Origin of the sequence: Frankia sp. Allo2 (genome assembly GCF_000733325.1) — a bacterium.
GTDB classification, from domain to species: Bacteria; Actinomycetota; Actinomycetes; order Frankiales; family Frankiaceae; genus Frankia; species Frankia casuarinae.
In genome coordinates this window covers 25,988-51,014 of record NZ_JPHT01000010.1, presented here as the reverse complement: position 1 = coordinate 51,014, position 25,027 = coordinate 25,988, and the positions used below count along the sequence as shown (strand labels likewise).

The 25,027-nt window shown below is 69.7% G+C and carries 18 protein-coding genes, 2 tRNA genes and 1 pseudogene; 7 read left to right on the top strand and 14 right to left on the bottom strand.

All coding sequences use genetic code 11. The features are described from left to right. Positions 1 to 42: 42 nt before the first annotated feature. Positions 43 to 1,053, bottom strand: coding sequence for an NAD(P)H-dependent glycerol-3-phosphate dehydrogenase (locus ALLO2_RS09600; protein WP_198030979.1), 1,011 nt, complete (start codon positions 1,051 to 1,053; stop codon positions 43 to 45). A 329-nt stretch (positions 1,054 to 1,382) separates the two neighbouring features. Here ALLO2_RS09600 and cofC point away from each other — a divergent pair, with 329 nt between their 5' ends. Beyond that, complete coding sequence (cofC, locus tag ALLO2_RS24270) at positions 1,383 to 2,261, top strand: 2-phospho-L-lactate guanylyltransferase (RefSeq protein ID WP_011437992.1); 879 nt, start codon at positions 1,383 to 1,385, stop codon at positions 2,259 to 2,261. Positions 2,262 to 2,296: 35 nt separating this feature from the next. Here the strand turns inward: cofC and ALLO2_RS28185 are convergent. Further along, a pseudogene (locus tag ALLO2_RS28185) lies at positions 2,297 to 3,829 on the bottom strand (putative bifunctional diguanylate cyclase/phosphodiesterase); the annotation flags it as partial. Between the two features lie 1,046 nt (positions 3,830 to 4,875). Between ALLO2_RS28185 and ALLO2_RS09585 the strand changes: the two are divergent. Beyond that, positions 4,876 to 7,077: an RNA degradosome polyphosphate kinase gene (locus tag ALLO2_RS09585; RefSeq protein WP_035731292.1), complete on the top strand. Its 2,202-nt coding sequence runs from the start codon at positions 4,876 to 4,878 to the stop codon at positions 7,075 to 7,077. 21 nt (positions 7,078 to 7,098) lie between these two features. On the opposite strand, the gene ALLO2_RS09580 is transcribed toward ALLO2_RS09585, so the two are convergent. From ALLO2_RS09580 to leuC, 3 genes are all read right to left on the bottom strand, one after another. After that, a complete protein-coding gene (locus ALLO2_RS09580) occupies positions 7,099 to 7,383 on the bottom strand; it encodes an HU family DNA-binding protein (RefSeq protein ID WP_011437995.1) in 285 nt (94 codons plus the stop codon). Between the two features lie 517 nt (positions 7,384 to 7,900). Further along, positions 7,901 to 8,488, bottom strand: a complete 588-nt coding sequence (leuD, locus tag ALLO2_RS09575; protein ID WP_011437996.1) for a 3-isopropylmalate dehydratase small subunit — start codon at positions 8,486 to 8,488, stop codon at positions 7,901 to 7,903. Between the two features lie 83 nt (positions 8,489 to 8,571). Beyond that, positions 8,572 to 9,969 carry a 3-isopropylmalate dehydratase large subunit gene (gene leuC, locus ALLO2_RS09570; RefSeq protein ID WP_011437997.1) on the bottom strand — a complete coding sequence of 466 codons (1,398 nt, stop codon included), beginning with the start codon at positions 9,967 to 9,969 and terminating at the stop codon, positions 8,572 to 8,574. Between the two features lie 91 nt (positions 9,970 to 10,060). On the opposite strand from leuC, the gene ALLO2_RS09565 reads away from it, so the two are divergent. Beyond that, positions 10,061 to 10,768, top strand: coding sequence for an IclR family transcriptional regulator (locus ALLO2_RS09565; RefSeq protein ID WP_011437998.1), 708 nt, complete (start codon positions 10,061 to 10,063; stop codon positions 10,766 to 10,768). Between the two features lie 489 nt (positions 10,769 to 11,257). Next, positions 11,258 to 13,405 carry a serine/threonine-protein kinase gene (locus tag ALLO2_RS09560; RefSeq protein WP_035731289.1) on the top strand — a complete coding sequence of 716 codons (2,148 nt, stop codon included), beginning with the start codon at positions 11,258 to 11,260 and terminating at the stop codon, positions 13,403 to 13,405. A gap of 109 nt (positions 13,406 to 13,514) precedes the next feature. Here ALLO2_RS09560 and ALLO2_RS09555 read toward each other — a convergent pair whose 3' ends face one another. Next, positions 13,515 to 15,089 (bottom strand): ATP-binding protein, encoded by a 1,575-nt coding sequence (locus ALLO2_RS09555; RefSeq protein ID WP_035731286.1) that lies wholly within the window; start codon positions 15,087 to 15,089, stop codon positions 13,515 to 13,517. Positions 15,090 to 15,290: 201 nt separating this feature from the next. Here ALLO2_RS09555 and ALLO2_RS09550 point away from each other — a divergent pair, with 201 nt between their 5' ends. Beyond that, positions 15,291 to 15,566 (top strand): hypothetical protein, encoded by a 276-nt coding sequence (locus ALLO2_RS09550; protein WP_023840241.1) that lies wholly within the window; start codon positions 15,291 to 15,293, stop codon positions 15,564 to 15,566. A 119-nt stretch (positions 15,567 to 15,685) separates the two neighbouring features. Here the strand turns inward: ALLO2_RS09550 and ALLO2_RS09545 are convergent. The 3 genes from ALLO2_RS09545 to ALLO2_RS09535 all read right to left on the bottom strand — a co-directional run bounded on the left by ALLO2_RS09545 (position 15,686) and on the right by ALLO2_RS09535 (position 16,885). Next, positions 15,686 to 15,758: transfer RNA gene (locus ALLO2_RS09545), tRNA-Glu, on the bottom strand. 107 nt (positions 15,759 to 15,865) lie between these two features. Continuing rightward, positions 15,866 to 15,937, bottom strand: a tRNA-Gln gene (locus tag ALLO2_RS09540). Positions 15,938 to 16,105: 168 nt separating this feature from the next. Beyond that, positions 16,106 to 16,885, bottom strand: coding sequence for a fumarylacetoacetate hydrolase family protein (locus ALLO2_RS09535; RefSeq protein ID WP_035731284.1), 780 nt, complete (start codon positions 16,883 to 16,885; stop codon positions 16,106 to 16,108). A 314-nt stretch (positions 16,886 to 17,199) separates the two neighbouring features. Between ALLO2_RS09535 and ALLO2_RS09530 the strand changes: the two genes are divergently transcribed. Beyond that, positions 17,200 to 17,463, top strand: coding sequence for a hypothetical protein (locus tag ALLO2_RS09530; protein ID WP_011438003.1), 264 nt, complete (start codon positions 17,200 to 17,202; stop codon positions 17,461 to 17,463). A gap of 102 nt (positions 17,464 to 17,565) precedes the next feature. Here the strand turns inward: ALLO2_RS09530 and cimA are convergent, their stop codons facing one another. From cimA to ALLO2_RS09505, 5 genes are all read right to left on the bottom strand, one after another. Then, on the bottom strand, positions 17,566 to 19,170 hold the full coding sequence (gene cimA, locus ALLO2_RS09525; RefSeq protein WP_023840242.1) for a citramalate synthase: 1,605 nt from the start codon (positions 19,168 to 19,170) through the stop codon (positions 17,566 to 17,568). A 235-nt stretch (positions 19,171 to 19,405) separates the two neighbouring features. Further along, positions 19,406 to 20,083 (bottom strand): Crp/Fnr family transcriptional regulator, encoded by a 678-nt coding sequence (locus ALLO2_RS09520; RefSeq protein ID WP_035731281.1) that lies wholly within the window; start codon positions 20,081 to 20,083, stop codon positions 19,406 to 19,408. A gap of 110 nt (positions 20,084 to 20,193) precedes the next feature. Beyond that, positions 20,194 to 20,580: a cyclic nucleotide-binding/CBS domain-containing protein gene (locus ALLO2_RS09515; protein WP_023840243.1), complete on the bottom strand. Its 387-nt coding sequence runs from the start codon at positions 20,578 to 20,580 to the stop codon at positions 20,194 to 20,196. Between the two features lie 191 nt (positions 20,581 to 20,771). Beyond that, the gene (ilvE, locus tag ALLO2_RS09510; RefSeq protein WP_011438007.1) at positions 20,772 to 21,698 is read right to left on the bottom strand and encodes a branched-chain-amino-acid transaminase; all 927 of its coding nucleotides are present in this window, start codon (positions 21,696 to 21,698) and stop codon (positions 20,772 to 20,774) included. Between the two features lie 242 nt (positions 21,699 to 21,940). After that, complete coding sequence (locus tag ALLO2_RS09505; RefSeq protein WP_011438008.1) at positions 21,941 to 22,969, bottom strand: 3-isopropylmalate dehydrogenase; 1,029 nt, start codon at positions 22,967 to 22,969, stop codon at positions 21,941 to 21,943. 621 nt (positions 22,970 to 23,590) lie between these two features. Here ALLO2_RS09505 and ALLO2_RS09500 point away from each other — a divergent pair. Beyond that, positions 23,591 to 24,952 (top strand): EAL domain-containing protein, encoded by a 1,362-nt coding sequence (locus ALLO2_RS09500; protein WP_011438009.1) that lies wholly within the window; start codon positions 23,591 to 23,593, stop codon positions 24,950 to 24,952. Positions 24,953 to 25,027 lie beyond the last annotated feature (75 nt).

The following is a 25,027-nucleotide window of genomic DNA, read 5'->3' as shown; positions in this document are numbered from 1 at the left end:
GGCGCGTGCAGGCCAGGCGCATGCAGGTCAGGGACACGCAGGTCAGGGACGGAGCCGGTACTCCGGGCCCGGCTCCCGACTCATCAGATCCTTGACGGCCTCCATCGGGGGAAGACCCTCATAGAGGACCCGTTCGACCTGGCGGGTGATCGGCATGGCGACGCCCAGGTCATCGGCCATGGCGAGCAGGGGGCGGCAGGAGCGCACCCCCTCGGCGACCTGCTGCTGTTCGGCCTCCACCTGCGCGAGCGTGAGGCCACGCCCGAGTTTCTCGCCGAAGGTGCGGTTGCGCGAGAGCGGGGAGCCGCAGGNCNCCACGAGANCCCCCAGTCCCGCCAGTCCCGCGAATGTCATCGGATCGGCACCCAGCGCGACCCCGAGTCGGAGGGTCTCGGCCAGGCCGCGCGTCATCAACGAGGCGAGGCTGTTGGTGCCGAAGCCCATTCCCTCCAGCATGCCGGCAGCCAGTGCGATGACGTTCTTGATCGCTCCGCCCAGCTCGCAGCCGATCACGTCGGTGTTGGTGTAGGGGCGGAAATAGGGCGTCCAGCACGCCGCCTGGACGGCCTCCGCCGTGCTCGTCGAGGTACTGGCGACCACAGTCGCCGCCGGCTGCTCGGCGGCGATCTCGGGCGCCAGATTCGGACCGCTCACCACCGCGATCCGGTCCGGCGACACGCCTGTGACCTGCGTGATGACCTCGCTCATCCGCAACTGGCTGCCCACCTCCACCCCCTTCATCAGGCTGACGTAGACGGCGTCGGGCCCAATCAGGGGCGCCCATCCGGCGAGGACGGAGCGCAGCGCCTGAGACGGTACGGCCAGCACCACGAACTCCGCGCCGGCCAGCGCCTCCCCCGCGTCGGACATCGCGCGCACCCGGTCCGGCAGCTGGATCGCCGGCAGATAGCGCGGATTGACCTGGCGGGTGTTGACCGCCCGGACGATCTCAGGGTCACGGGCGACCAGGTTGACCCGTGCTCCGGCATCCGCGAGGACCTTCGCGAACACACTTCCCCAGGACCCGGCCGTAAGCACCGCGGCCCGTCTCACCTGGTTCCCCAGGAAACGTCCGGCCGAGCGGGGGGAGTGATCGCGACCCCGACGATGGGTACGAGGAAGGCGCCACCGATCGAGGCGTTTTCTACCTTGTGGCGGGAATCGACAATAATTNTGCCCTCCNGNTGGATCGCGTGCCTGGTATCGACGCCCGGCCGGCTGGACACCTCGCATCGCGCCGCGTCCGCCGCGTCCTCACTCTGACCGTAGACGCCGATCTGGCGGGTACCACGCAGGATGCGCCGCATGCCGGGGACGCGCCACGGCTCCGGCGTTCAGCCCGCGCACGCAGGACCCGGCGCACCGCGGGGTCGGCATGGCCTATGGTCGCCTTCGTGTGGCTCCCACGAAACGGAGTGTCCTGGACGGTCGTGCTGCCGCTGAAGAACCTCACCCGGGCGAAGACCCGGCTGGACCGCCCCGACCGGAGCCGGCTGGCCCTTGCGATGGCCTTGGACACGGTGATGGCGGTACTTGAGTCCGAGACCGATCTGGTCGGCGCCGTGATGATCGTAACGAACGATCGGACGGCCGACCACGCCCTGTCGACTCTCCTCAATTCCCACTATATTGGCGCAGATCAACCGAATCTTTCCCCGGCTGCGAGGAGTGCTCGGCTCGTCGTGATTCCGGACGAACCCGACCGAGGTCTCAATCCCGCTCTGGTGCACGGCGCCGCGCTGGCCTCGGCCCGCTGGCCCACCCGTGCGGTGGCTGCCCTCTCCGCCGACCTTCCCGCGCTGCGCCCCCCCGAGCTGCATCAGGCGCTGTCCGAGGCGAGCCAGCACCGTCGAGCGGTTCTCGCCGACGCGACCGGAACGGGAACCGTTCTGCTGACCGCGTCGGCCGGCGCCACCCTGCAGCCCGCATTCGGACCACACAGTCACGCCACGCACCGTCGCTCCGGAGCGGTGGATCTGACGGGAACCCTCGGTGGCTCGGTACCGGGACTGCGACGTGACGTCGACACGCTGGCGGATCTGGCGCAGGCCCGGGACCTGGGGGTAGGCCGGGCCACCAGGGCGGCGCTGACCGCCGGGTATCACTCCCCGCTCGTGGCGGAGGACTCCGGCGGATCCGGCGGCGAATCGGGCACCTCGGCGGAGTCAGGGCTGTCCGTACCACCGGGGATCGTAGGCGGAACCCAGCGCCGGATCGTGAGCGACGCGAGCGGACCAGGTCGGGCGAAGAAGTATCCCTGACCCAGCTCGCAACCCAGCTCCTCGAGCTCGGCGATCTGTCCTTCCCGCTCGATGCCCTCGGCCACGACGACGGCACCGAGGGCGTGCGCGAGACTGATCATCGATCGACGCATCGTCGCCACCCGGTGTCCGTCCCTGGGCGGTGGTTCGAGCAGCGTCCGATCGAGCTTCACGACGTCCACCGGCAGTTGATGGAGGGCGGCCAATGTGCTGTGGCCGGCACCGACATCGTCGAGCGCGACCGCCACCCCCAGCGCACGAACCTCGTTCAACACCTCGCGTGCGCCGCGCAGATCGTCAATCCGGCTCGTTTCGGTGATCTCGACCACCAGCCTGCCCGGGTCGAACCGACTGGCCGCCAGCGCCTGGGCGACGCTGTCGAGCAGCGTGGTGTCGGCGATCCTGCTGGCTGAGACGTTCACGTGCAGCCGCAGTGCCGAGGCCGGGTACGCCACGGCGACCTCCGCGCAGGCCTGGGTGAGGACCATGTCGTCGAGGGCGCCGACGATGCCGCCGTCCTCCGCGGCCGCGACAAAGGTGCCCGGTGGCACCGGTCCACGCCCCGGCTCCGTCCATCGGGCGAGGGCCTCCAGGGCGACCGGACTGCGATCGCGCAGCCGCACGATGGGCTGGTAGTGCACGTCGAAGCCGGCCGACCGTCCTCCCCTGCGCAGGGCGGTGGCCAAGGCGTCGGCGAGGTGCGTGCCGGCGCTGGGCGGGCACAGTCCGGGCCGGTAGACCACCAGACGGTTCTTTCCCGTTCGTTTTGCCGTGTGGACGGCCGTGTCGGCCCGCCGGAGCAGCGCCTCGGTGGTCTCCTGGGTCCGGCACGCGNCGACCAGCCCCACACTCCCGCGGACCGGCCAGAGGTGACCGGCGGCCTGCGCCGGCTGGCGCAGCGCGGCCAGGACCCGTTCGGCGACGGTCTCGGGCAGTTCCCGCCCACCGTCCAACAGCACGGCGAACTCGTCGGAGCCGAGCCTCGCCACGGTGTCCGACGTGCCTACGCAGTGTCGTAGCCGTTGCCCGACCGCGCGCAGCAGATGATCACCTGCGGCGTGCCCGAGGCTGTCGTTGACGACCCGGAAGTCGTCGAGGTCGCAGTACAGGACGGCCACGTCACGGCCGTCGTGGCGGCTCGCGGCGAGGGCGTCGGTGAGCCGCTGGTGGAACAGGGTGCGGTTGGCCAGCTCGGTCAACGGGTCATGGGATGTCCAGTGCCGCACCTCGTGCTCGGCCTCGCCGACCCGGCTCGCCAACCGCTGACTCACCCGCAGGGTCGTCAGCTGCCGGACGAGGACGGTGAGGACGAGCGTCGCACCCCCGATAATCTCGACCGGATCGAGAATGACTCCGCCGTGGGCCCGCCCCAGCAGAAGCGCCGCGACCACGGCCGCGGCGACATAGGGGACCGCCGGCCACAGCCATCCGAGCAGTTCGCCGTGAACGGGCCACCGGCGAGACCGGCGGCCGTCCTCCCAGCCGTTCTCCCGGCCGTCCCCCCGGCCGGCACGCGATGCCGCAAGGACGATCAACAGGGCACCGGCGACCGAGCAGGAACCCGTCATCGTGGGATCCCTGCCGTCGAGCTGAACGATCCATACGCCGGCGACCGCGAGGCACACCAGTCCGGTTCCGGCGATCGCGACGGCGGGCAGGTCCACCGGTTGCCGGAAGCCTGCCACGTGCAGGAATGCGATGATCAATAGCAGCACGACGATCGGATGCGCAACCGCGAGGAGATGCTCCACCGGCTGCGGCGGGCGGGAGGAGTCCACTTCGTCGATCCCGGCGAGCACCCCGGACCAGGCGAGCAGGAACAGGGAGTTGCCGAGTATGACCTCGTCGAACGCGGTGGCCGGACTGGCGCGCGGGTAGGCGGCGGCCACCCCCTCGCCGCCCGCCCCGGCGACGCGGGTGAGCCGCGAGGAACTCGGCGGCCAGCGGTGGGTGCCCCCGGCGAGGCCGGCCATCCCTGCCGGCGCCAGCACGCCCGCGCGCGGTCGTGATCGACGCGCCCGACCCGCGGGAACAGCCGCGAAGGCGGCGAGTGCGAGGACCGGCATGGCGAGTTGGCCGGCGTCGGTGAGATACCCGGCATCCGTCGCCGTCCGCCCTCCGACCGATGCCCCGTCCCAGCGGTGCAGCATCCATCCGGCCTGTCCAACCGTCCAGGTCGCCAGCGCGAAGGACAGCCACACCAACCAGCGGCCCCGTACTCGACCGAGACGGCGACCGGCCCGGGCACAACTCAGTGTCGCGGTCAGGCCCGCGGCGATCGCGGCGGCGTCGACGAGCATCCCTCGTCCCGCCCTCCTCCCCCTGTGCTGGCCGCCTGGGGCAGTCGGCCGCCTGGGGCAGAGGGATCCGACCGGACCACGGAAACGGCCCGCTACATCACGATAAGGTACAAACGAGCGCGACGGCGCTTCTCGGCACCGTAGCGCGTGATCGCTATATCACAAAGAGTAGGCGAATACTTCGCGTGCCGCGCGGTCTCTGCCAGTGTCCGGATCGGGGTCAGACCGGCGATGCGGGTCCCGCCCGGCCCCCGCTGCCAGAGATGCCACATCGATGCTGCCGAGTCCATCGGGGACTGGCACCATCTACAGGCATGAGCGAGCTGATGGCGACCCGTCCTGAACAGCCTCAGCGCAAGGCCCGCAGTGGCCTGCTCGAGCCCCTGGAGGCGCCGCGTCAGCCGGCGCCGTCCGACCTGCCCGCCGGCCGCTTCATCAACCGGGAGGCGTCCTGGCTCGACTTCAACGCCCGGGTCCTCGCGCTCGCCGAGGACGTGTCCACGCCCCTGCTGGAGCGCGCGAAGTTCCTAGCGATCTTCGCCAGCAACCTGGACGAGTTCTACATGGTCCGGGTCGCGGGGCTGATGCGACGCGAGGCGACGGGACTGGCCGTCCGCTCCGCCGACGGGCTGACCGCCCGGGAACAACTCGATCTCATCAGCACGATGACGGCCGAGGTCACCCGGCGGCATTCGCGATGCTTCACCGACGAGGTGGGGCCGTCGCTGGCCCATGCCGGGATCAGCATCCGGTTCTGGCCCCAGCTGACCGAGACCCAGCGTGATCAGCTGCACCACTACTTCCACGAACAGATCTTCCCGGTGCTCACTCCCCTCGCCGTCGATCCGGCGCACCCCTTCCCCTACATCAGCGGGCTGTCGCTCAATCTGGCCGTCCAGGTCCGTGACCCGGGCGGGGAGGTCGACCGCTTCGCCCGGGTGAAGGTGCCCCAGAACGTTCCTCGGCTGGTCCCCGTAGCGGTGGAGCCTACCGACACGGCCGGTGTCCCGGGGGGTCTGGCCCCCCAGGCGAGCGCATGCTTCGTCCCGCTGGAGGAAGTGATCGCTGCCCATCTCTCCCAGCTGTTCCCGGGCATGGAAGTGATCGACTCCCATCTGTTCCGGGTCACCCGCAACGCCGACCTCGAAGTCGAGGAGGACGAGGCGGAGGATCTGCTCCAGGCTCTGGAGCGCGAGCTCGCCCGGCGCCGGTTCGGTCCCGCCGTCCGCCTGGAAGTGGACGCCGACATCGATGATGATCTGCTCACCCTGCTGATGCGGGAGCTGGAGATCACCGAGCGCGAGGTACATCGGGTCGCCGGCCTGCTCGACCTGTCGACCCTGTGGGCTCTCTACGACCTCGACCGCCCGGAGCTGAAAGATACGCCGCGGGTCCCGATCACACATCGGCGGCTGACGACCGATGACGGCGAGACACCGGACTTCTTCAGCGTGCTCCGGGAGGGCGACATCCTCGTCCACCACCCGTACGACTCGTTCACCACGTCCGTTCAGCGGTTCATCGAGCAGGCGGCGGCCGATCCGCATGTTCTCGCCATCAAGCAGACGCTCTATCGCACGTCCGGGGACTCCCCCATCGTGGATGCCCTCATCGGCGCGGCCGAGGCGGGAAAGCAGGTCGTCGTCCTCGTCGAGATCAAGGCCCGGTTCGACGAGAGCGCCAACATCCGCTGGGCCCGCGAGCTGGAACGGGCCGGCTGCCACGTGGTCTACGGTCTCATCGGCCTGAAGACCCACTGCAAGACCTGCCTCGTGGTACGCCAGGAACGCGGCGGCCTGCGCCGCTACTGCCATGTGGGTACCGGCAACTACAACCCCAAGACCGCTCGGCTCTACGAGGACCTCGGGCTGCTGACCGCCGACCCGGGCGTGGGCGCGGATCTCACCGACCTGTTCAACGTCCTCACCGGCTACAGCCGACAGACGGAGTACCGCTCGCTGTTGGTCGCCCCGCAGCACATGCGGGACGGCATCCTGCAGCGGATCGAAGCCGAGGCCCAGGCTGCCCGGGGGGGCGGGGAGTCCGGGATCCGCATCAAGGTCAACAGCCTTGTCGACGAACAGGTGATCGACGCGCTGTATCACGCCTCCATCGCCGGNGTACCCGTGCACTGCCTGGTCCGCGGGATCTGCGCCCTACGTCCCGGAGTGCCGGGCCTGTCGGAGACGGTCCACGTGCGCTCGATCCTGGGGCGGTTCCTGGAGCACAGCCGGGTCCTCGAGTTCACCTCGTCTGGCGAGTTCTGGATCGGCAGCGCGGACATGATGCACCGCAATCTCGACCGCCGTATCGAGGCACTCGTGCGCGTCCCGCACCCGGACCGGCGAGACACCCTGCGGCAGATGCTCGACCATGCGTTCTCCGACGAGGTGTCCGCCTGGGTGCTGCAGTCCGACGGCCGCTGGGAACGACGCACGACCGGGCCGGACGACGTTCGCCTGTCGGACTACCAGCACGACCTGATGGCCGACGCCATGCGGCGCGGGCACCGGTAAGCCCGGCGCCCGCACCGATGGTCAGTCGTTGCTCGCCGAGACGCTCGACTTGAACTCGGAGCCGGGCCGGAACTTCGGCACGACCGAGGCAGCGACGTGCACGGGCTCACCCGTCGCCGGGTTACGACCTGTGCGGGCGGCCCGTTCCACCCGCTCGAACACGCCGAAGCCGGTGATGGTCACCTTCTCTCCGCTCGCGACGGCCTCCTGAATGGCGTCGAACACCGCGTCGACGGCCTTGGTGGCGTTCGACCGCCCGCCCTCGATCTGCTGGGCGATGCGGTCAACCAACTGGGACTTGTTCACAACAACCTCCGGACGCCCCCCGCGGGCGCGGGGTGGGGAGCAGATCGGGCATCACACTGCGCTGCACCGTAGGCATCTCCACTGTCGAGGGCAATTCCCGTGAGCGTGTCGCGTCACACAAACCCGCACGTCAACGGGTTCGCTCCGGTGGGCGACGGGATGCGTAGGGTCCGGGCGACATAGCCCGTTCGGCAGATTAATTACGTTCAGTAGCGAGAATTGCCTTCTGGTTTGGGCGCAATGTCACCCTTTGGTAGCCGGATGCCCCCGACATCGCTGATGCCACTCCGATGGGTAGCTACCCGGAAGCCGGCCGCGACAGTCGCTTCATCCCCACAGAGATGGGGAACGCCCCCCCGGCGCACCCGCCACCCATCCCACCTTCCTGAATGTGAGATCCGACACGCACCACCGTGAACCCCCGACCGAGACCGGATCCGACTCCGTCCCCGCGGATGGTGCGGTGCTCGGGAACCGGCGCATCCGGACGCCGGTGGCCGGGTGACAGCCCCGGGCGTTAGGCGGTGGTCGGCGACCAGGCGGGCCGACCGGCCTCGAAAGAGGTGATCATATCTTCGTGGCGAAGGGTCAGCCCGACGTCGTCGAGCCCCTCCATCAACCGCCAGCGGGTGAAGTCGTCGAGGTCGAAGGTGGCCACCAGCCCCGCGCCCCGGACCTCGCGCGCGACGAGATCGACAGTGATCTCGATCGTGGGATCGGCCTCGACCGCGGACGTGAGTGCCTCGACCGTCTCAGCCGACAGCTGCACCGGCAACAGGCCGTTGCCGAGGGCGTTGCCGCGGAAGATGTCCGCGAACCGGGGCGAGAGCACGGCACGGAACCCGTAGTCCTGCAGCGCCCAGACGGCGTGCTCCCGCGAGGAACCGGTGCCGAAGTCCGAGCCGGCCAGTAGGATCGACGCCGCGGCGTACGCTGGTTCGTTCAGCACGAAGCCGTCGTCGGCGCGCCACTGCGCGAACAGGCCGGCGCCAAATCCCGTCCGCTCGATCCGCTTGAGCCACTCACTTGGAATGATCTGATCGGTGTCGACGTCGCTGCGGCGCAGCGGCACCGCGCGCCCGGTGTGAATCGTGAACGCCTCCATCGCGGAAACGCTCCCCTCTCAAAGAAGTCGTGGATGAACGACGGTCGCCGTCGTGCGTGGACCGACGATCCACGCCGGGCGCGCTACAGATCCGCCGGAGCGGTCAGCCGACCGGTCACGGCGGTGGCCGCGGCGACCGCGGGCGAGACGAGATGGGTGCGCCCACCCGGCCCCTGCCGGCCCTCGAAGTTGCGGTTCGACGTCGAGGCACTGCGCTCGCCGGGCCGAAGCGTGTCGGGGTTCATGCCGAGGCACATCGAACAGCCGGCGCTGCGCCACTGCGCTCCCGCCGCTCGGAAGACCTCGTCGAGCCCCTCCGCCTCGGCCTGCGCCTTCACCGCCATGGAGCCGGGAACGATCAGGACCCGGACCCCCTCGCTCACCCGCCGGCCGCGCAGCACGTCGGCGGCGGCGCGCAGGTCACTCAGGCGCCCGTTGGTGCACGATCCGATGAACACCGTGTCGACGGTGACGTCGGACAACGGGGTGCCGGGGGTGAGGCCCATGTAGGTCAGCGCTCGTTCGACCGAGGCCCGCGCGGCCGCGTCCGGGTAGTCGGCGGGCGCGGGAACCAGCGATCCGAGCGGTGCGGCCTGGCCCGGGTTGGTTCCCCAGGTGACGTAGGGCGTGAGGCTCGCGGCATCGATCACGACCTCCCGGTCGAAGACCGCGTCGGAGTCGGAGGCGAGGGTGCGCCAGTAGGCCACCGCTTCCTCCCAGGCAGCACCGGTGGCGACACGCGGCCGCCCGGCGAGATACTCGAACGTGACGTCGTCGGGCGCAATCATCCCGGCGCGCGCGCCGGCCTCGATGGACATGTTGCAGACCGTCATCCGGCCCTCCATCGACAGGGCCCGGATCGCCGCACCGCGGTACTCGATGACGTGGCCGGCACCACCGCCGGTACCGATCCGCGCAATGATCGCCAGGATGAGATCCTTCGCGCTGACCCCGACGGGCAGGTCGCCCGCCACGGTGATCGCCATCGTCTTCGGCCTGCGCTGCGGCAGCGTCTGGGTCGCGAGGACGTGCTCGACCTGGCTGGTGCCGATCCCGAAGGCCAGCGCCCCGAACGCGCCATGGGTGGAGGTGTGGCTGTCACCGCAGACGATCGTCATGCCGGGCTGGGACAGCCCGAGCTGGGGGCCGACGACGTGCACGATGCCCTGGCCCGGGTCGTTCATCGGGTACAGCCGCACGCCGAACTCGGCGCAGTTCTTCCGCAGCGCCTCCACCTGGGCCGCCGAGATCGGATCGGCGATCGGCGCCAGCGTGTCGGTGGTGGGGACGTTGTGATCCTCGGTAGCGAGGGTCAGCTCCGGACGCCGCACGGGCCGCCCGGCCAGCCGCAGGGCCTCGAACGCCTGCGGCGAGGTGACCTCGTGAACCAGGTGCAGATCGATGTACAGCAGATCCGGTTCACCGTCGGCGCGCCGCACCACGTGGGCGTCCCAGACCTTTTCCGCAAGTGTGCGCCCCATGGGCAACCCATTCTCCCCTCTTCTGGCGTGGTGATGAGTTTCCCTCTCCCACAGCTTGTTGTCTCATGATGTGGGATGACAGTATCAATGTGTGAAACAGCTTAGCGGAGTCGGAGTCCTGGACAAAGCAGCCCTCGTGCTGACCGCCGTCGAGGCGGGACCGGCGTCACTGGCTGATCTGGTGGCCCGAACCGGGCTCACCCGCGCGACGGCGCATCGGCTGGCACAGGCTCTCGAGGTCCACCGCCTGCTCGGCCGGACCGCCGACGGCCGCTTCGTCTCCGGGCCGCGGCTCGCCGCGGGGACCCCGACCCCCTTGCCGTGGGACCTGCTGGATCGGGCCGGCCGGGTTCTCGCCGAGCTTCGTGAGGTGACCGGAGAAAGTGCCCAGCTCTATGTGCGGCGCGGGGCCCTGCGCCACTGCGTCGCCGCCTCCGAACGCGCCAGCGGCCTGCGCGACACCGTGCCCGTCGGCGCCGCACTCCCGATGACCGCGGGGTCCGGTGCTCAGGTCCTCCTCGCCTTCGCGGCGCATCCCGAGCCGGAACTGCTCGCCGGAGCCCTGTTCGACGAAGCTGTCCTCCGCCGGGTGCGCGATCGTGGCTGGGCGGAGAGCATCGGGGAACGCGAGAGGGGGTTGGCGTCCGTGTCCGCCCCGGTGCACGATGGCACGGGAACGGTGATCGCGGCAGTGTCCCTGTCGGGACCGGTGGAGCGGCTCACCCGGTCGCCGGGGCGCCGGCACCGCGCGGCGGTCCTCGCCGCGGCGGCCCGGCTCTCGACACCGGCCGTCGGCTGACACACCACTCGTCTATATCCACTCGCCTGCATCCACCCGCCACCAACCGCCGGCCACCGGACGTCGGCCACCAACCGGTGGACCACCGCAACTTTTCCCCGGCCACAAAACACGCGACCGGACCTTTTCGTCGGCCGTTCTTGCCATTCGCCATTTTGAATCCCCCATTCGGACCCCACGCCCGCGACTGCCCGGGCTACATCTGCCGGTGGCGGGCGGCGGCTCCACCGCGCAGGGGTATCCCCCGCCGCGCGGCTTCGCCGCCCTACGTCGTAGCCTGTTCGAGTCGTCCGTCTCGGATGATCGGAACAGTAGGCCGGATGACCCATGCGGGTATTGGCATCTAGTGCAAGCGATACAGCTCGCCCGCGCACTGGTGCGCTCGTCCGGATGACGCTGCGGGCTCCGCCCACGGGCCGCCGCCGCCCGCAGCGGCGCCGTCGTAGGTTCGGCCGCCCCGGGCGGCGCCAAAGAAGGGGACAACGCGCGGTGCGCAAACTGGGTTCGCGGTACGTGCTGCACGAGATACTCGGGCAGGGTACGACCGGCCAGGTCTGGCGGGGCGCCGCCGTCTCGGGCGGTGCTCCCGTGGCCATCAAGGTGCTGCGCCCCGAGCTCGCCGACGATCCCGAGATCGTGGAGCGCTTCCTGCGTGAATGGGACCTTCTGATCGACCTCGACAGCCCGGATCTCGTCGCCGTACGCGATCTGGTGAACGAACCCGACGTGCTCGCCATAGTCATGGATCTGGTTGACGGTCCCGACCTGCGGACCCATCTGCGCGAGTTCGGGCCTCGACCGGTGGAGGAGGCGGTCCGGCTCGTCGTCGGCACCCTGTGGGCGCTCGACAGCGTGCACGCCGCCGGCGTCGTCCACCGGGACGTCAAACCCGAGAACATACTCATCGACACTTCCGATCCGGCTCATCCGATCGTGCGCCTGACCGACTTCGGGATCGCCCAGATGATCAATGGTTCGTCCCGGACCAGCGTCACCGGGCCGATCGGGACCCCGCTCTACATGGCTCCCGAGCTGAGCACGGGCGCGCCACCCACCCCGGCAGCGGACGTGTACTCGGCGGGAGTCGTGCTGTACGAGCTTCTCGCGGGTTCGCCGCCGTTCGACTCCCCCAACCCGGCCGAGCTCCTGCAGGCGCACCGCGAAAAACAGCCCCAGCCCATCCAGGGTGTGCCGGCGCCGGTGTGGGGTGTGCTGGCCGGAATGCTCGCCAAGTCCCCGAGGGGGCGGCCCGTGAGCGCCGCCGACGCGGCCGAGGACCTGGTCGAGGCGCTCGAGGCCAGCCGTTGGGGGGGCGGCTACGCGTCCAGGCCAGGCAGCCATGCCGAGCATGACAACCGAATCCAGCTCTCCGCACTCGCCGGCGCGTCCGCGGCCCGAAGCGCGGATCATNCCCCCGCCACGGGAACGCAGCGCGTGGTGCGCTCCGCCGCCGTGGCCGCGGCGGGGGGCGCGGGATGCGTGGTCGGGGCGGGCGACGCGGTCGGCGCAGCCGCCTGGTCCGACCTGGAGCACACGCAGATCGCGGGCAGTCCGCTGACCACCGCCACGAAGGCCGGTGGCACGCAGGCCGGTGGACGGGAGGGCGGCGTCGAGCGCACCCGGATGGCCCCGGCCACCGGCGGCCGGGGAGGGTGGGACGGTGACGCCCCGACCGGCATGCAGCCGGCGCTGCGGGTCCCGGCCCGCTCCGACGCCCCGGCCGCGGACACGAACACAGTCATGTCGGCGATCCCGGCGAACCACCAACCCGGCCCCCCGATCGGTGGGGCCGCGGCCGCCTCGCGGGCGGCTGCCGACCGGCGGCGGCGTAGCCGGATCGCGGCGGGTGCGGGCCTTGTCGTCGCCCTCGTCGCCGGTGCCGGCGGCTGGGCGCTCGCCTCCAGCGGGGGCACCGGCGCGGAACTGAGCGCGGACGGTCCCGGCGGGGTGTCCGCCGCGGCGGCCTCGGGCGGTTCCGGCTTCGGAACCAGCGGAGCCGCTCCGGGCGTGGCCGTTGGGGTCAACCCGACGAGCCTCTCCGGGGGCGGGGCGACCCCGCGGCCCAGCGCGAAGGGATCTCCCTCTCCCGGCGCCGGCACGGCGCCTGCGGCCAGCCCCACGGGGGCCACGCCGACGAACAGCCCGACGGCGCGGAGCAGCCCGTCCCCGTCACCCACCGACGACGGCACGGCGACCGTTCCCAACACCGAGGGCAGCTCGTTCACCACGGCGGAGAACACCCTGAAATCGGCGGGCTTCACGAACCTCAGTAAGGCCTTCGGGTGCTACGGCGCCGGTGCGGTCGACACCGTCGCGCACCAGTCCCCGAAGTCGGGGAAGATTGCCAAAACAGCCACGATTAACCTGCAGGTTGAGGATTGCGCGCAGGTACCCGGCGTCATCGGAATGACCGAGTCGGACGCCAAGTGGCAGCTCACCCTCGCCGGTTTCACCTCCACCGCGGTCAACGGGTCATGCAGCAACAGCGAGACCAGCAAGGTGTCGGCGTACTCCCCCACCGGACAGCGTCCACGCCATTCCACGACGGTGACGTTGACCCTGGCCTGCACCAAGCCCCCAGCGTCCGCCCCGGCCCCGACCCCCACATCGACATCGACATCGACGGCCAGGACCTGAACGCCTGACCATCGGGCCGCCGGCGGGGCAGGTCCCGGCGCCTTCCCGGCACGGGGATCAGCCCCGCACGGGGATCAGCCCGGCGCGGGGAACGGTCTTCCCGCCCCGCTCAGCCGAAACGGTCCATGGGCAACGAGCGGATGTCGTCCCGGGAACCAGCGAGTGGCCCGCCGGTAAGCCGTGGCTTACCCGGCTCCTCGTCAACCCGGATACTGCGCGGCAGGGGCATCGGAACCGGTAGTTCCGCCTCAGGCTCCGGCGCGAGCGCCGCCAGGCTGGTCGCCGCCCACAGGTCCACCTCGACGATGATCTCGCCGTTCTCCGAGGACATCCGCAGCCGTCCCCCGTGTACCTCGACGAGGCGTCGCACGACATAGAGCCCCATGCCGGCCCCGTCCGTGGGGCGGGTCGCCGTGCTGTCCCGCTGGGTGAACGGTTCGAAGAGCTGGCGGATGGTGTCGGGGTCGAGATCGGGCCCGGGATTGCGGACGCGCAGGACGACCTCGTCGCCCACCCGGCCGGCGATGAGCCGTACCGGCGCTCCCGGCCAGGAGTGCACCAGCGCGTTGTCGACGAGGTTCGCGACCACCTGGATGAGGGCCTGCCGGGCCATCCGCACCGGCAGCTCTGGCGGAAGATCCACCGTCACGCTGCTTGGCGACCCGGCGTACGAGAGCGTGGCGAGCACGTGCCGGACGACCTCCGGCAGATCGGCGATGGTGGTCTCGTCCGTGCCGGTGGCCGTGGCGGCCGTGAGCATGTTCTCCAGCAGGCGGGAGAGGCGATCGGAGTAGTTCACCGCCGCATCGAGCAGATCGTCGAGCTGGGCGTCCGAGAGCCGGTCGCGACGGCGCTTGATGGTCAGCAGGTTTCCGCGGATACCGGTCAGTGGCGTGCGGAACTCGTGCGACACCGTCGCAACCAGGTCGCTGCGGATCCTGTCGGTCTCCTCCAACCGGGCCATCAGGCTCTGCTGACCCTCGTAGAGCTGCTGCCGGTAGTGCTCCACCCGGCGGCGGGACTGCTCGTTGTAGTGCCAGAAGACCATCTGTGCGCAGGCAAGGGCGAAGATGAAGCCGGCGTGCAGGCCGGCCACCAGCCAGNCGTTGTCCAGCAACTCCCCGTCGGCCGAGATGATGTTGCCGATCGCCAGATTGGCGACGAACACGAAGGCGATCGCCAGCAGGTAGACGGTCCACTCCTCGTAGAGCGCGATCAATGCGACGACCACGAAGAAGTGAAAGTACATCGGGGTGAGGCCGCCCGAGAGATGGACGAGGACGACCGAACAGCACAACAGCCCGAGGCTGGCGGCCAGGGCACGGACCCGACGGCGGCCGGGCACCACCGCGGAGGCGAACAGCAGCGCCGGCAGACTGGCCGCCAGAAAGCCGTGCACGAGGCTCAGGTCGCGCCAGATCGCGTAACAGACGATGACCGGCGGGTGCATCGCCAGCACCAGGCACATCAACGTGTGACGGGCTGTCCAGTCCTCGATGGGCAGACCGCGGCCCTGGGGNAGCAGCGAGGTGATGCGCCGGGCAACTCCCGGCAGGACGTCCACCTGCTCCGGTGCCGATCCCGGCGGACGCAGCCGACCAGCATGGCGGGCGGCGCGCCCCACATGCGCACTACCATGCCGACGCCGTGCGCGTTCGGGTGTCGATGGACTGACGGTGGACATCCGCGCAAGTTTGTACCGATCCGGTGCTGGAGCACCATGGTTGTCAAGGGTGGTGTCGCATGGCGACAGTGCCCAGGTTTGACTAGGCCATCTGCACCACCTGGTACCGGGCTCAACGGAGCATGGCGCGGACCTCGCTCTCCCCGCCAGGCTGTGGTCCGCGGGGTGGCCCCGAGACGGCCCCCCATGGAGGAGGACACCGTGCCCTCAGTGGCCCTGACAGCCTCGACCGCTTCCGCGATCGCCCCGTCGACCGCGGGTCGGATCGGCCCGCCGCAGCCGGGTGCCACCGACGATCCCGCGCTGACCGCCGTCATGGCCCGAGCCGCGCGCCCCCAGCTGCGCCTGGTGGCCTCGACCCCGGACACCGAGATCGAAGTGGTCCACGGCCGCGGAGGCCCGGCGTCCTGCGGCTGCCGCGCGTGCACGATGGCCCGCCACCCCGCGGCCATGCTGCGGTTCGAGGTTGTGCGGTAGGCCCGGATCGCGCCCGACATGACGATGGCCCCCGGAGAGGAATCCGGGGGCCATCGATGGTCTTGGTGCGAGGGCGCATCTCTCACCCTCTGCGAAGAATCAAAGATAAAATCACTGTGTAGCCCCGACCGGATTCGAACCGGCGCTACCGCCTTGAGAGGGCGGCGTCCTGGGCCGCTAGACGACGGGGCCAAGACTCTGGTTCTTACTTACGCGCTTACGCGCGTATCACACCATACAGCCGTGTCACACTATACAGCATAGCGGCCAGTTTCAACCGAGCGGTAGATCTGGTGCAGCTGGGGTACCAGGACTCGAACCTAGACTAACGGAGCCAGAATCCGTTGGGCTGCCAATTACCCCATACCCCATGGGCCCTGTCCGGGCGCTGCCTACTGTACCTCATGCAGAGGGCACATCAGCGCGCCGGGGTGCCGATGTACGCCGGTCATCCCCGTCACGTCCCGTGGCTGGGGCATCGGGAACGACCGGCAGCCACCCGATCCACGGCCACCCGGCGGAGGATCGCACCGCGGGCGCTAGCGAGCCGTCACCGGGTTGGTGAGCGTCCCGATGCCCTCGACTGTCACCGCCACCGTCTGCCCCGGTGACATCGGCCCCACGCCCGCGGGCGTTCCGGTCAGCAGCACGTCGCCGGGTAGCAGCGTCATGGCCGACGACAGGTAGGCGATCAACGAGGGGACGTCGCGCAGCAGCAGGCCGGTTCGGGAGCTCTGGCGCAGTTCGCCGTCCAGGGTGGTGCGGATGGGCAGATCCGCCGGGTCGAGATCCGTCTCGATCCAGGGACCGAGGGGGCAGAAGGCGTCATGGCCCTTGGCCCGGGTCCACTGGCCGTCCGCCTTCTGCTGATCGCGAGCGGTCACGTCATTGGCGCAGGTGTAGCCGAGCACCACCTCGAAGGCCCGTTCCACCGGGACGTCACGGCACAGCCGGCCGATGACGATCGCCAGCTCGCCCTCGAAGTCGACCCGCTCGCTGTCCGACGGAAGGATGATCGGATCGCCCGGGCCGGCGACACTGGTGGAGGGCTTGAGGAAGAGGATCGGACGCTGCGGCGGGGNGTCACCGCCCATCTCCTGGACATGGTCGGCATAGTTCTTGCCCACGCAGAGCACCTTGCTCGGCAGCACGGGAGCGAGCAGCCGCACGTCGCCGAGCCCCCGGCGGACGCCGGTGAAGGAGAACGGACCGAACGGANGNGGGGTGATGCCGNGGANCNCGGCCGTNCCCGCCTCGATCGACCCCTCCACGACCCCGAACCCAGGCTCCGAACCATCGGTAAACCTCGCGATACGCACCCCCAAACCGTACCGAGCCCGCGGAAGGCGCTGACACGACCGGCCGGTGGGCGGCCCCGCCACGCCGCGGGTATGACTTGTATGACCGACATGACCACGGCCGGGGCCTGATCAGGTTCGCCAGAACGGTGACGAGTGACCGAGAATCAGGCCAGAATCCGCGCCTGGTCCACCGCCTGGTCCACCAGCGGATGGCGGCCACCCGGTCCCGCTGTCCTGTACTGACCAGAGCCGACGCGGACGGCCGACATCACCGCGGAGCTACCCGGCAAGCTACCCGGCAGAGGACCGGCAGAAGAAAGGAAAGGAAGACGGTGAGCGAGACCGACACCACCCCCGTCTACGACGTCGGCGCACCCGAGCCGAAGCCGATCGACGAGGAGCTGAGCGTCAAACTGGGCCACCTGGCCGAAGACGCGATCCTGCGGGGTAAACCCAACGGCGACGAGCGGTGCGACAACTGCCTGTACTACCTGGACACCGACAAGGACATCGCCTACTGCTGGCACCCGAAGCTGCGCGTTCTGGTCGGCGGCGACTGGTGGTGCCAGTGGTGGGAGGAGATCCCGCAGGACTGACCGCACGTAGCCGGCGGACCGGCCCGCGGCGGCGGGCTGCTCCGCGGGCGATACGCCGGGCCCCACCCCCGGGCGCGGCCCGCCCGGGGGTGGGGCCCGGCGTCAGGGCGCGACCGGGTCCGGGCTCTCCCCCTGCCGCCGCAGTCCGTAGTCGACAGCGTCCTCCAGGGCCGCCCAGGAGGCTGCGATGATGTTCTCGTCCACGCCGATCGTGTCCCAGCGCTCGCGGCCGTCGCTGGTTCCCAGCAGGACCCGGGTCACCGCGCCGGTCCCCTGCTTGCCGTCGAGGATCCGAACCTTGTAGTCCACCAGGTCCAGATCGGCCAACCCCGGATACGCCTTCTCCAGCGCGTTGCGCAGTGCCGTGTCGAGAGCGTTGACCGGTCCGTTCCCCTCCGCCGTCGCGACGTGGCGTTCGCCGTGCGAGGTGAGCTTCACCGTCGCCTCGCTGGCCACCTCGCCGCCCGGACGCTGCTCGACGATGACGCGCCAGGATTCGAGGGTGTAGAACCGCTGCCGGCCGGTCACCTCGTCGCGCAGCAGGAGTTCGAAGGAGGCCTCCGCGGCCTCGTAGACGTATCCGGCTGCCTCCCGCTCCTTGACCAGGTCCACCACCCGTCCGAGCGCCTCACGCTGGTTCGACAGGTCGAGGCCGAGCTCACGGCCCTTCAGTTCGATGGTCGCCCGACCGGCGAGTTCCGAGACCAGCATCCTCATGTCACTGCCCACGACCGCCGGGTCGATGTGCTGGTACAGGTCCGGATCGACCTTGACGGCACTGGCGTGCAGGCCGGCCTTGTGCGCGAAGGCGCTGGCCCCGACGTACGGCCGGTGCGGGTCGGGCACGGAGTTGGTGACCTCGTCGATCGCGTGAGAGACCCGGACGAGCTCACGCAGCCGCCCGGGCGGCAGCACGGCCCGGTCCAACTTGGTCTCCAGGCCCGCGATGACGCTCAGCAGGTTGGCGTTCCCGCACCGCTCGCCGTAGCCGTTTGCGGTGCCCTGCACGTGGGTGACGCCGGCCTCCACCGCCACCAGGGTGTTCGCGACCGCGCAGTCGGCGTCGTCGTGGCAGTGGATACCGAGCCGGGCGCCGGTTGCGGCGAGGACATCGGCGACGACCGCGCCGATCCGCGTCGGGAGCATGCCGCCGTTCGTGTCGCACAGCACGACGACCTCGGCACCGGCCTCGGCCGCAACGGAGACGACCTCAAGAGCGTAGTCGGGATACACCCGATGGCCGTCGAAGAAGTGCTCGGCGTCAACGAACACCCGCTTTCCCTCCGCGCGCAGATGCGCGACGGTGTCCCGGATCATCGCGAGGTTCTCGGCCGGGGTGGTGCGCAGGGCACGTTCGACATGGCGCAGATCCGACTTGGCGACCAGGCAGACCACCGAGGTCCCCGCGTCCCGAAGCGCCGCCACCTGGGGATCGTCCGCGGCGGCGCGGCCCGCCCGCCGGGTGGCCCCGAAGGCGGTCAGCACGGCGGTCGTCAGGTTCAGTTCGCCGCGCGCCCGGGTGAAGAACTCCGCGTCCTTCGGGTTCGATCCCGGCCAGCCGCCCTCGATGAAACCGACGCCGAGATCGTCCAGGTGACGGGCCACCGCGAGTTTGTCGCCGACCGAGAGCGACAGCCCCTCCTGCTGGGTACCGTCCCGCAATGTCGTGTCATAGACGTGCAGGGAATCGGGATCGTATGGCCGCACGGGGCGCCCNTCCGCAAGGATCTTGGGTCGTTCCGCCCCGNCCAAGCCGAGCGGTCCGGACAACCTCCGGCACGCCGAACCGAGCAGAGTTCGGGAACCTGGGGCCGCCACGCGCCCGGTCCCAGGGGTCAGCGACCGAAGCGCGCGACGGAGACGGGTTCGCCGCCGGGTGACAAGCCTACGATGTAACAGGCCCGACATGTGACGGGTGTGGCGTGCGCCATAGCGGAGGATCTCAGTCCCCCGCGAACCGACGTAGCCGGTCGACCTGCAGGATCGTGATGGTCTGACCTTCCGAGAGGATCCAGGTCCTCCGCTCGAACTCGCGCAACGCCTGGTTCACCGACTGGCGGGAACCGCCGAGCAGCGAGGCGATCTCGGTCTGTGTGAGGCCGAGTTCGATCACTGGACGCCCTGCCTCCCGCATCCGCAGCAGGAGCAACTTGGCCACGCGTCGCGGCAGATCGAGGAAGACGAGGTCGGCATTCGCTCCGGTGAGGCGTCGCACGTGCGCCACCAGTGCTCGGATGAGCTGCTCGGCGACGGCCGGTCGTTCCCGCACGAGTTCCCACACCGCGGTGCGGTCGAGAACCAGCGCGGTACTCGGTTCGAGCGCCTCGACGCCGGCGGACCGGGTCCCCCCTTCGACGATGTTGAGTTCTCCCAGGGTTTCCCGTGGCCCGACAATGTTCAAAACGTGATCACGGCCGTCATCGGCCTTCGTGAGCACCTTCAACCGTCCGGAGGCGACCACCAGAAGGGTGTCAGCGGGTTCGCCTTCCGTGAAGACAACCTGTCCACGCCGGAAACGTCGCGTGACGGCTCGTGTGGCGAGCCGCAACAGGTCCTCCTCCTGCAGTTCCTTCAGCAGCGTGGTCGCTCGGAGCAGGGCGACCGCCTCGTTGTCGTGCATGCGGTGACCGTAGCGCCGTCCGCCTGCCTCATGTTCCCCAACTACCCCGGACGACGGGATCNGATGCGGCGGCAGACCGCAAGCATTCCCGGCGTACGACACAGTCGACATCATACCGTAACATGATGACTACTCCAGCAACGTACCACGTCGCGCATGGAGAGGATTCCGGCTACGCCACCACCCGAGGTAACGATAAGGTGCCGAAAACCACCTCGCAGCATCGCGGCAGCCGCCTCGTCCAAGGACCACTCCGGATCCGCGAAGACGACATCGCGGGTGAGATGGTCACCCGCGATCTCGACATCCGGATCCTGAGCCGCGGCGATCGACCGCAGAACGTCCCGTTCGGTCAGGATCCCGTAGCCCTCGCTGTCCGCATCGTGGACGACCGCGGCACCGACCTTGCGCGCCGCCATCAGCCTCGCCGCCTGGCGAAGCGTGTGCCCCGGGCCGATCATGAGAACAAGGGAACTCATACCCTCCGAAACCCGCACGACGCCCTCCCGACGCTTGTGCATTCGTGAAAACTGCTACTCGCGACGGTAGGCCCTGCCTGCCGTGTTGACCAGAGCACACGATGCTTCGGCATGGGCATTATGTGAGCCCGGCCACGCGGGGCCGGGCTCACGGCCCTGGCCGGGACGCGGGGCAACGTGGAACGCCCGCGACGACGCCGGCCACGGCGTTATTGCTGGACGAACTCGTTCCACTCCTGGTATCGGTCCAGTTCCCCTCGGGTCGCGCGGTGGAAGATCTCCAGCAGCTCCCGGGTGACGGGGCCCGGCTTCCCGCTCCCGACCTGCCGGTCGTCCACCTCGACGATCGGCACGATCTCGGCCGCCGTGCCGGTGAAGAACGCCTCGTCAGCCAGATAGAGGTCGGTGCGCACGATGTGCTGCTCGATCACCTCGTACCCCTGGTCGGCGGCGATCCTCATGATCGAGGCGCGGGTGATGCCACCGAGCGGACCGTCCGTGAGGAGCGGAGTGATGACCTTGCGTCCGGAGACGATGAAGACGTTTTCCCCGGTGCCGTCGGCGATGTGGCCGTTGGGGCTGGTCAGAATTGCCTCGTCGTAACCGGCCTTGACCGCCGCGACCTTCGCCAGGGACGAGTTGAGGTACTGCCCGGACGCCTTGGCCGCCGGCGGCGTGATGTTCGGGTCGTTCCGCTTCCAGGAGGAGATCATCGCGCGGACGCCGTTCTCCTCCGCCTCCTCGCCAAGGTAGGCACCCCACGGCCACACCGCGATCATGACCTCGACAGGAGAGGGCAACGGATTGAGCCCCATCTCACCGTAACCGAGGTGGATCAGCGGCCGGATGTAGCAGGAGGCGATGTCGTTCACCGCGATGGTCTCCTTCGTCGCCGCGACGACCTGCTCCGGCGTGAAGGACGGCTCCATCACATAAATCTTGGCACTGCGGTAGAGACGGGCGATGTGGTCCGTCAGCCGGAACACGGCGGGCCCCTGGGCCGTCTCGTAGCAGCGGATGCCTTCGAACACACCCCACCCGTAGTGCAGGGTCGGGTTGAGCACGTGGATGCGGGCGTCGTCCCAGTCGACGAACTCTCCACTCATCCAGATCTTCGAGGTTGGGGTGATAGGCACGGCGACTCCAGGCCAAAGTGCGACGAAGCGAACAGGAGATGACGAATCCGCCGATCTTCGCCGTGGTGGGGCCCTGTCGGCTGCCGTCTTACCGGATCTACGGCTCCCGTAGAGAATAACCACGACGCACCTGGACCGGAAGGGCCCCGCGGCGATCAACCATCCGGCCTCCACCGGCGGCGTGGCGGGGGGACGAGAAGACCGGCGTGGCGGGGGGACGAGAAGACCGGCGTGACGAGAACTCAGCCCGCAGCCCGCGCGGCAAGGTCCTCGCCACGTTCCCGGGTCGACGGCTGGGCCGCTCCCGCGGCGGCACGATCCGCCAGGGAGGAGGCGACGGCGGCCTCGACCTTCGCCGCCTCCTCGGCGTGGCCGAGATGATCGAGTAGCATCGCCACCGAGGCGACGGTGGCCGTCGGGTCGGCGAGTTGCCTGCCGGCGATATCCGGGGCGCTGCCGTGCACGGGCTCGAACATGCTCGGGTGGACACCGGAGGGATCGAGGTTGCCACTGGCGGCCAGGCCGATCCCGCCGGTGATGGCCGCGCCGATGTCGGTGAGGATGTCACCGAACATGTTGTCCGTCACGACGACGTCGAACCGACCCGGATCGGTCACGAAGAACATCGAGGCCGCGTCCACGTGCTGGTAGTCGACGCGCACGTCGGGGAACTCGGGCGCCACCTCGGCCACGGTGCGCGACCACAGGTCGCCGGCCTTGGTCAGCACGTTGTTCTTGTGCACGAGAGTCAGGTGGCGACGCTCGCGTCGATCGGCCCGCCGGAACGCGTCGCGCACGACGCGCTCGACGCCGTACCGGGTGTTGAGGCTCTCCTCGGTCGCCACCTCATGGGGCGTCCCCTTCCGGAGCACACCCCCCGCGCCCGCGTACGGCCCCTCCGTGCCCTCCCGCACCACGATCATGTCGATGGCCGGATCTCCGGCCAGCGGCGAGCGGACTCCCGGATAGAGCCGCACCGGCCGGAGATTGACGTGATGGTCGAACTCGAACCGCAGCCGCAGCAGCAGGCCACGCTCGAGGACACCGCTGGGCACGCCGGGATCACCGACCGCCCCGAGCAGGATCGCGTCGTGACCGCGCAGTTCCTCCAGCACCGAGTCGGGCAGCGTCTCCCCGGTCTCGTGCCAGCGCCGGGCACCCAGGTCGTATTCGGTCGTGTCGACCTTGGGATGTACCGCGCGCAGCACCCGCAACCCCTCCGCCACCACCTCGGGGCCGATCCCGTCACCGCCAATCACCGCAAGCCTCATAGGCCGACTGTAGCGGCCGACCGCGGCCCCGCAGCGGTCCCACCCGGCCTGGCCCACCCGACCGGCGCCGATCCGGCACGGGGCCGCACGGGGCCGCACGGGGCCGCTCACGACGGGCCGCCGCCCCGACGGCCGTCATCGTGCTCCCGAACGGCCGCGAACCACCCCCGAATGGCTGCTAACAGTAGCCATTCCATTACCTCAGTCCAACCTCAGCGCCGGAACGGCGCCTCACACCTCCGCATTCGATCACCTTGAGTAATCGTAGTGCACCACCTCGCCAAATAAAGTTCACCCTCGTTGTCGCTGGATTGATTTCCATCGGCCGACTCGGACTACTCGCACGCCTCGCGTCGGCACCCGAAAATCCTGGCGAGCAATGACCGTTTTGGCAACGGATCAACGATGAACGACGCCTCCGGCGCCCAGAAATCGCCGATCTTGCGTCGGGGACACGGGAAGGACGATGAACGGCAATCTGNCCGCTNCCCGCCGGTCACACAAAAGAGCGCAGAATTCACAACTCCGGACGGTACTCGCACCCGGCATCGCGGCCGGATGGTAAGAAACTCACTTACAGGACAGGTGCGACGTGCTTCGATGCGAGGGGGTGCACGGCGCATGATTACTCGGCAGCGGACTCCCGCGGGACCTCCGTCCAGCGACCGCCCCGATGTCGGCGACGCGGCTGTTTCGTCCGGTGGCGTGGCCGAGGGCAGGACGCTGCCCGCGGCCGATGGGGCGGGTCCCCTCGGCCGGTTGAAGAACGGCGACGGCGGTGGGACGCGTGGCGACGACCGGCCCGACCTGCGCCGAATTCTCGCCGACCCCGACGAACCCATGCTGTTCTTCCAGCCGATCGTGGATCTGCAACGGGGGGTCATCGCGGGGTATGAGGCGCTCGCACGCTTCCACAGCCACCCGGCCCACCCGCCCGACCTCGTCTTCGCCGAGGCGGACCGGCTCGGGCTCGCGGCCCAGTTGGAGGCCCGTGTCCTCGCCGCCGCGCTGGAGGCGCGTGACCGGCTTCCCGACCGCTGCTTCCTCGCGGTCAACGTCCTGCCCCATCTGCTCACCGCACCAGAAGTCACGGCAATCTGGCAGCGCGCGGACCTGCGGCGCCTGGTCCTAGAACTCAACGAGGCAGTCGACCTCGACGCCACCACCGGCCTGACGACCACCGCGGGCGCACTGCGCAACCTCGGTGCGTTCGTGGCGATGGACGACGTCGGCTCGGGCTATGCCGGGTTGCGGCAGCTGGCGCGGATCCGCCCCGACTTCGTCAAGCTGGACCGCTCGCTCGTAGTCAACGTGGACGACGACCAGGTCAAGATCGCCCTCACCGAGCTGGTCGGCACCTTCGCCAGCCGGCTCAACGCCTGGGTCATCGCGGAGGGGGTCGAGCGGTTCGACGAGCTCGGAATGCTGGTCGCGCTGGGGGTTCCGCTCGGCCAGGGATTCCTGCTCGGGCGTCCCTCCCGGGCCTGGCAGCAGCTCGACCCAACCGTGGCTAGGCGTATCCGCCAGTTCTCGGAACGCAGCAACCACGCCGCGAGCATCGAGAGCCTGATGGAACAGGTCACGATCAGCATAGGTGACTCCGGTCGGTGCGCCATGTCCGCGGACTGTCCGTCCTGTCCCATGAGCGCCGCCCGGAACCGGGACGGTCTCGCGGCCGGCGATGATCCGGCCGGACCGGACGGTGACCGGACGCCTCGAGCGACCGTCATCGTCTCCAACCGATGCCGACCGGTCGCCCTGCATCTGTCCGGCGGCCCGGGCGGCGGCACGGAACCGCGCCGTGTTCCCACGACGCTCTTCGCGCGGCCCGAGGAGCCGGTGACCGAGGTCGCGCGTCGCGCCATGACGCGGGCCCGGGCCAGCCGATTCGATCCCGTGATAATCGTCACCGAGATGGGGCGCCCACTCGGCCTGGTACGGATGGAGCGTCTGATGCTACGGCTCGCGGAAATGTCCACATGAGGCGAAACCGCTATTGGACCGCGCAGGCGCTCATGTCGCCGAGCCCAGCGGCCAGGAGCCATTCCGCGTCGGCAG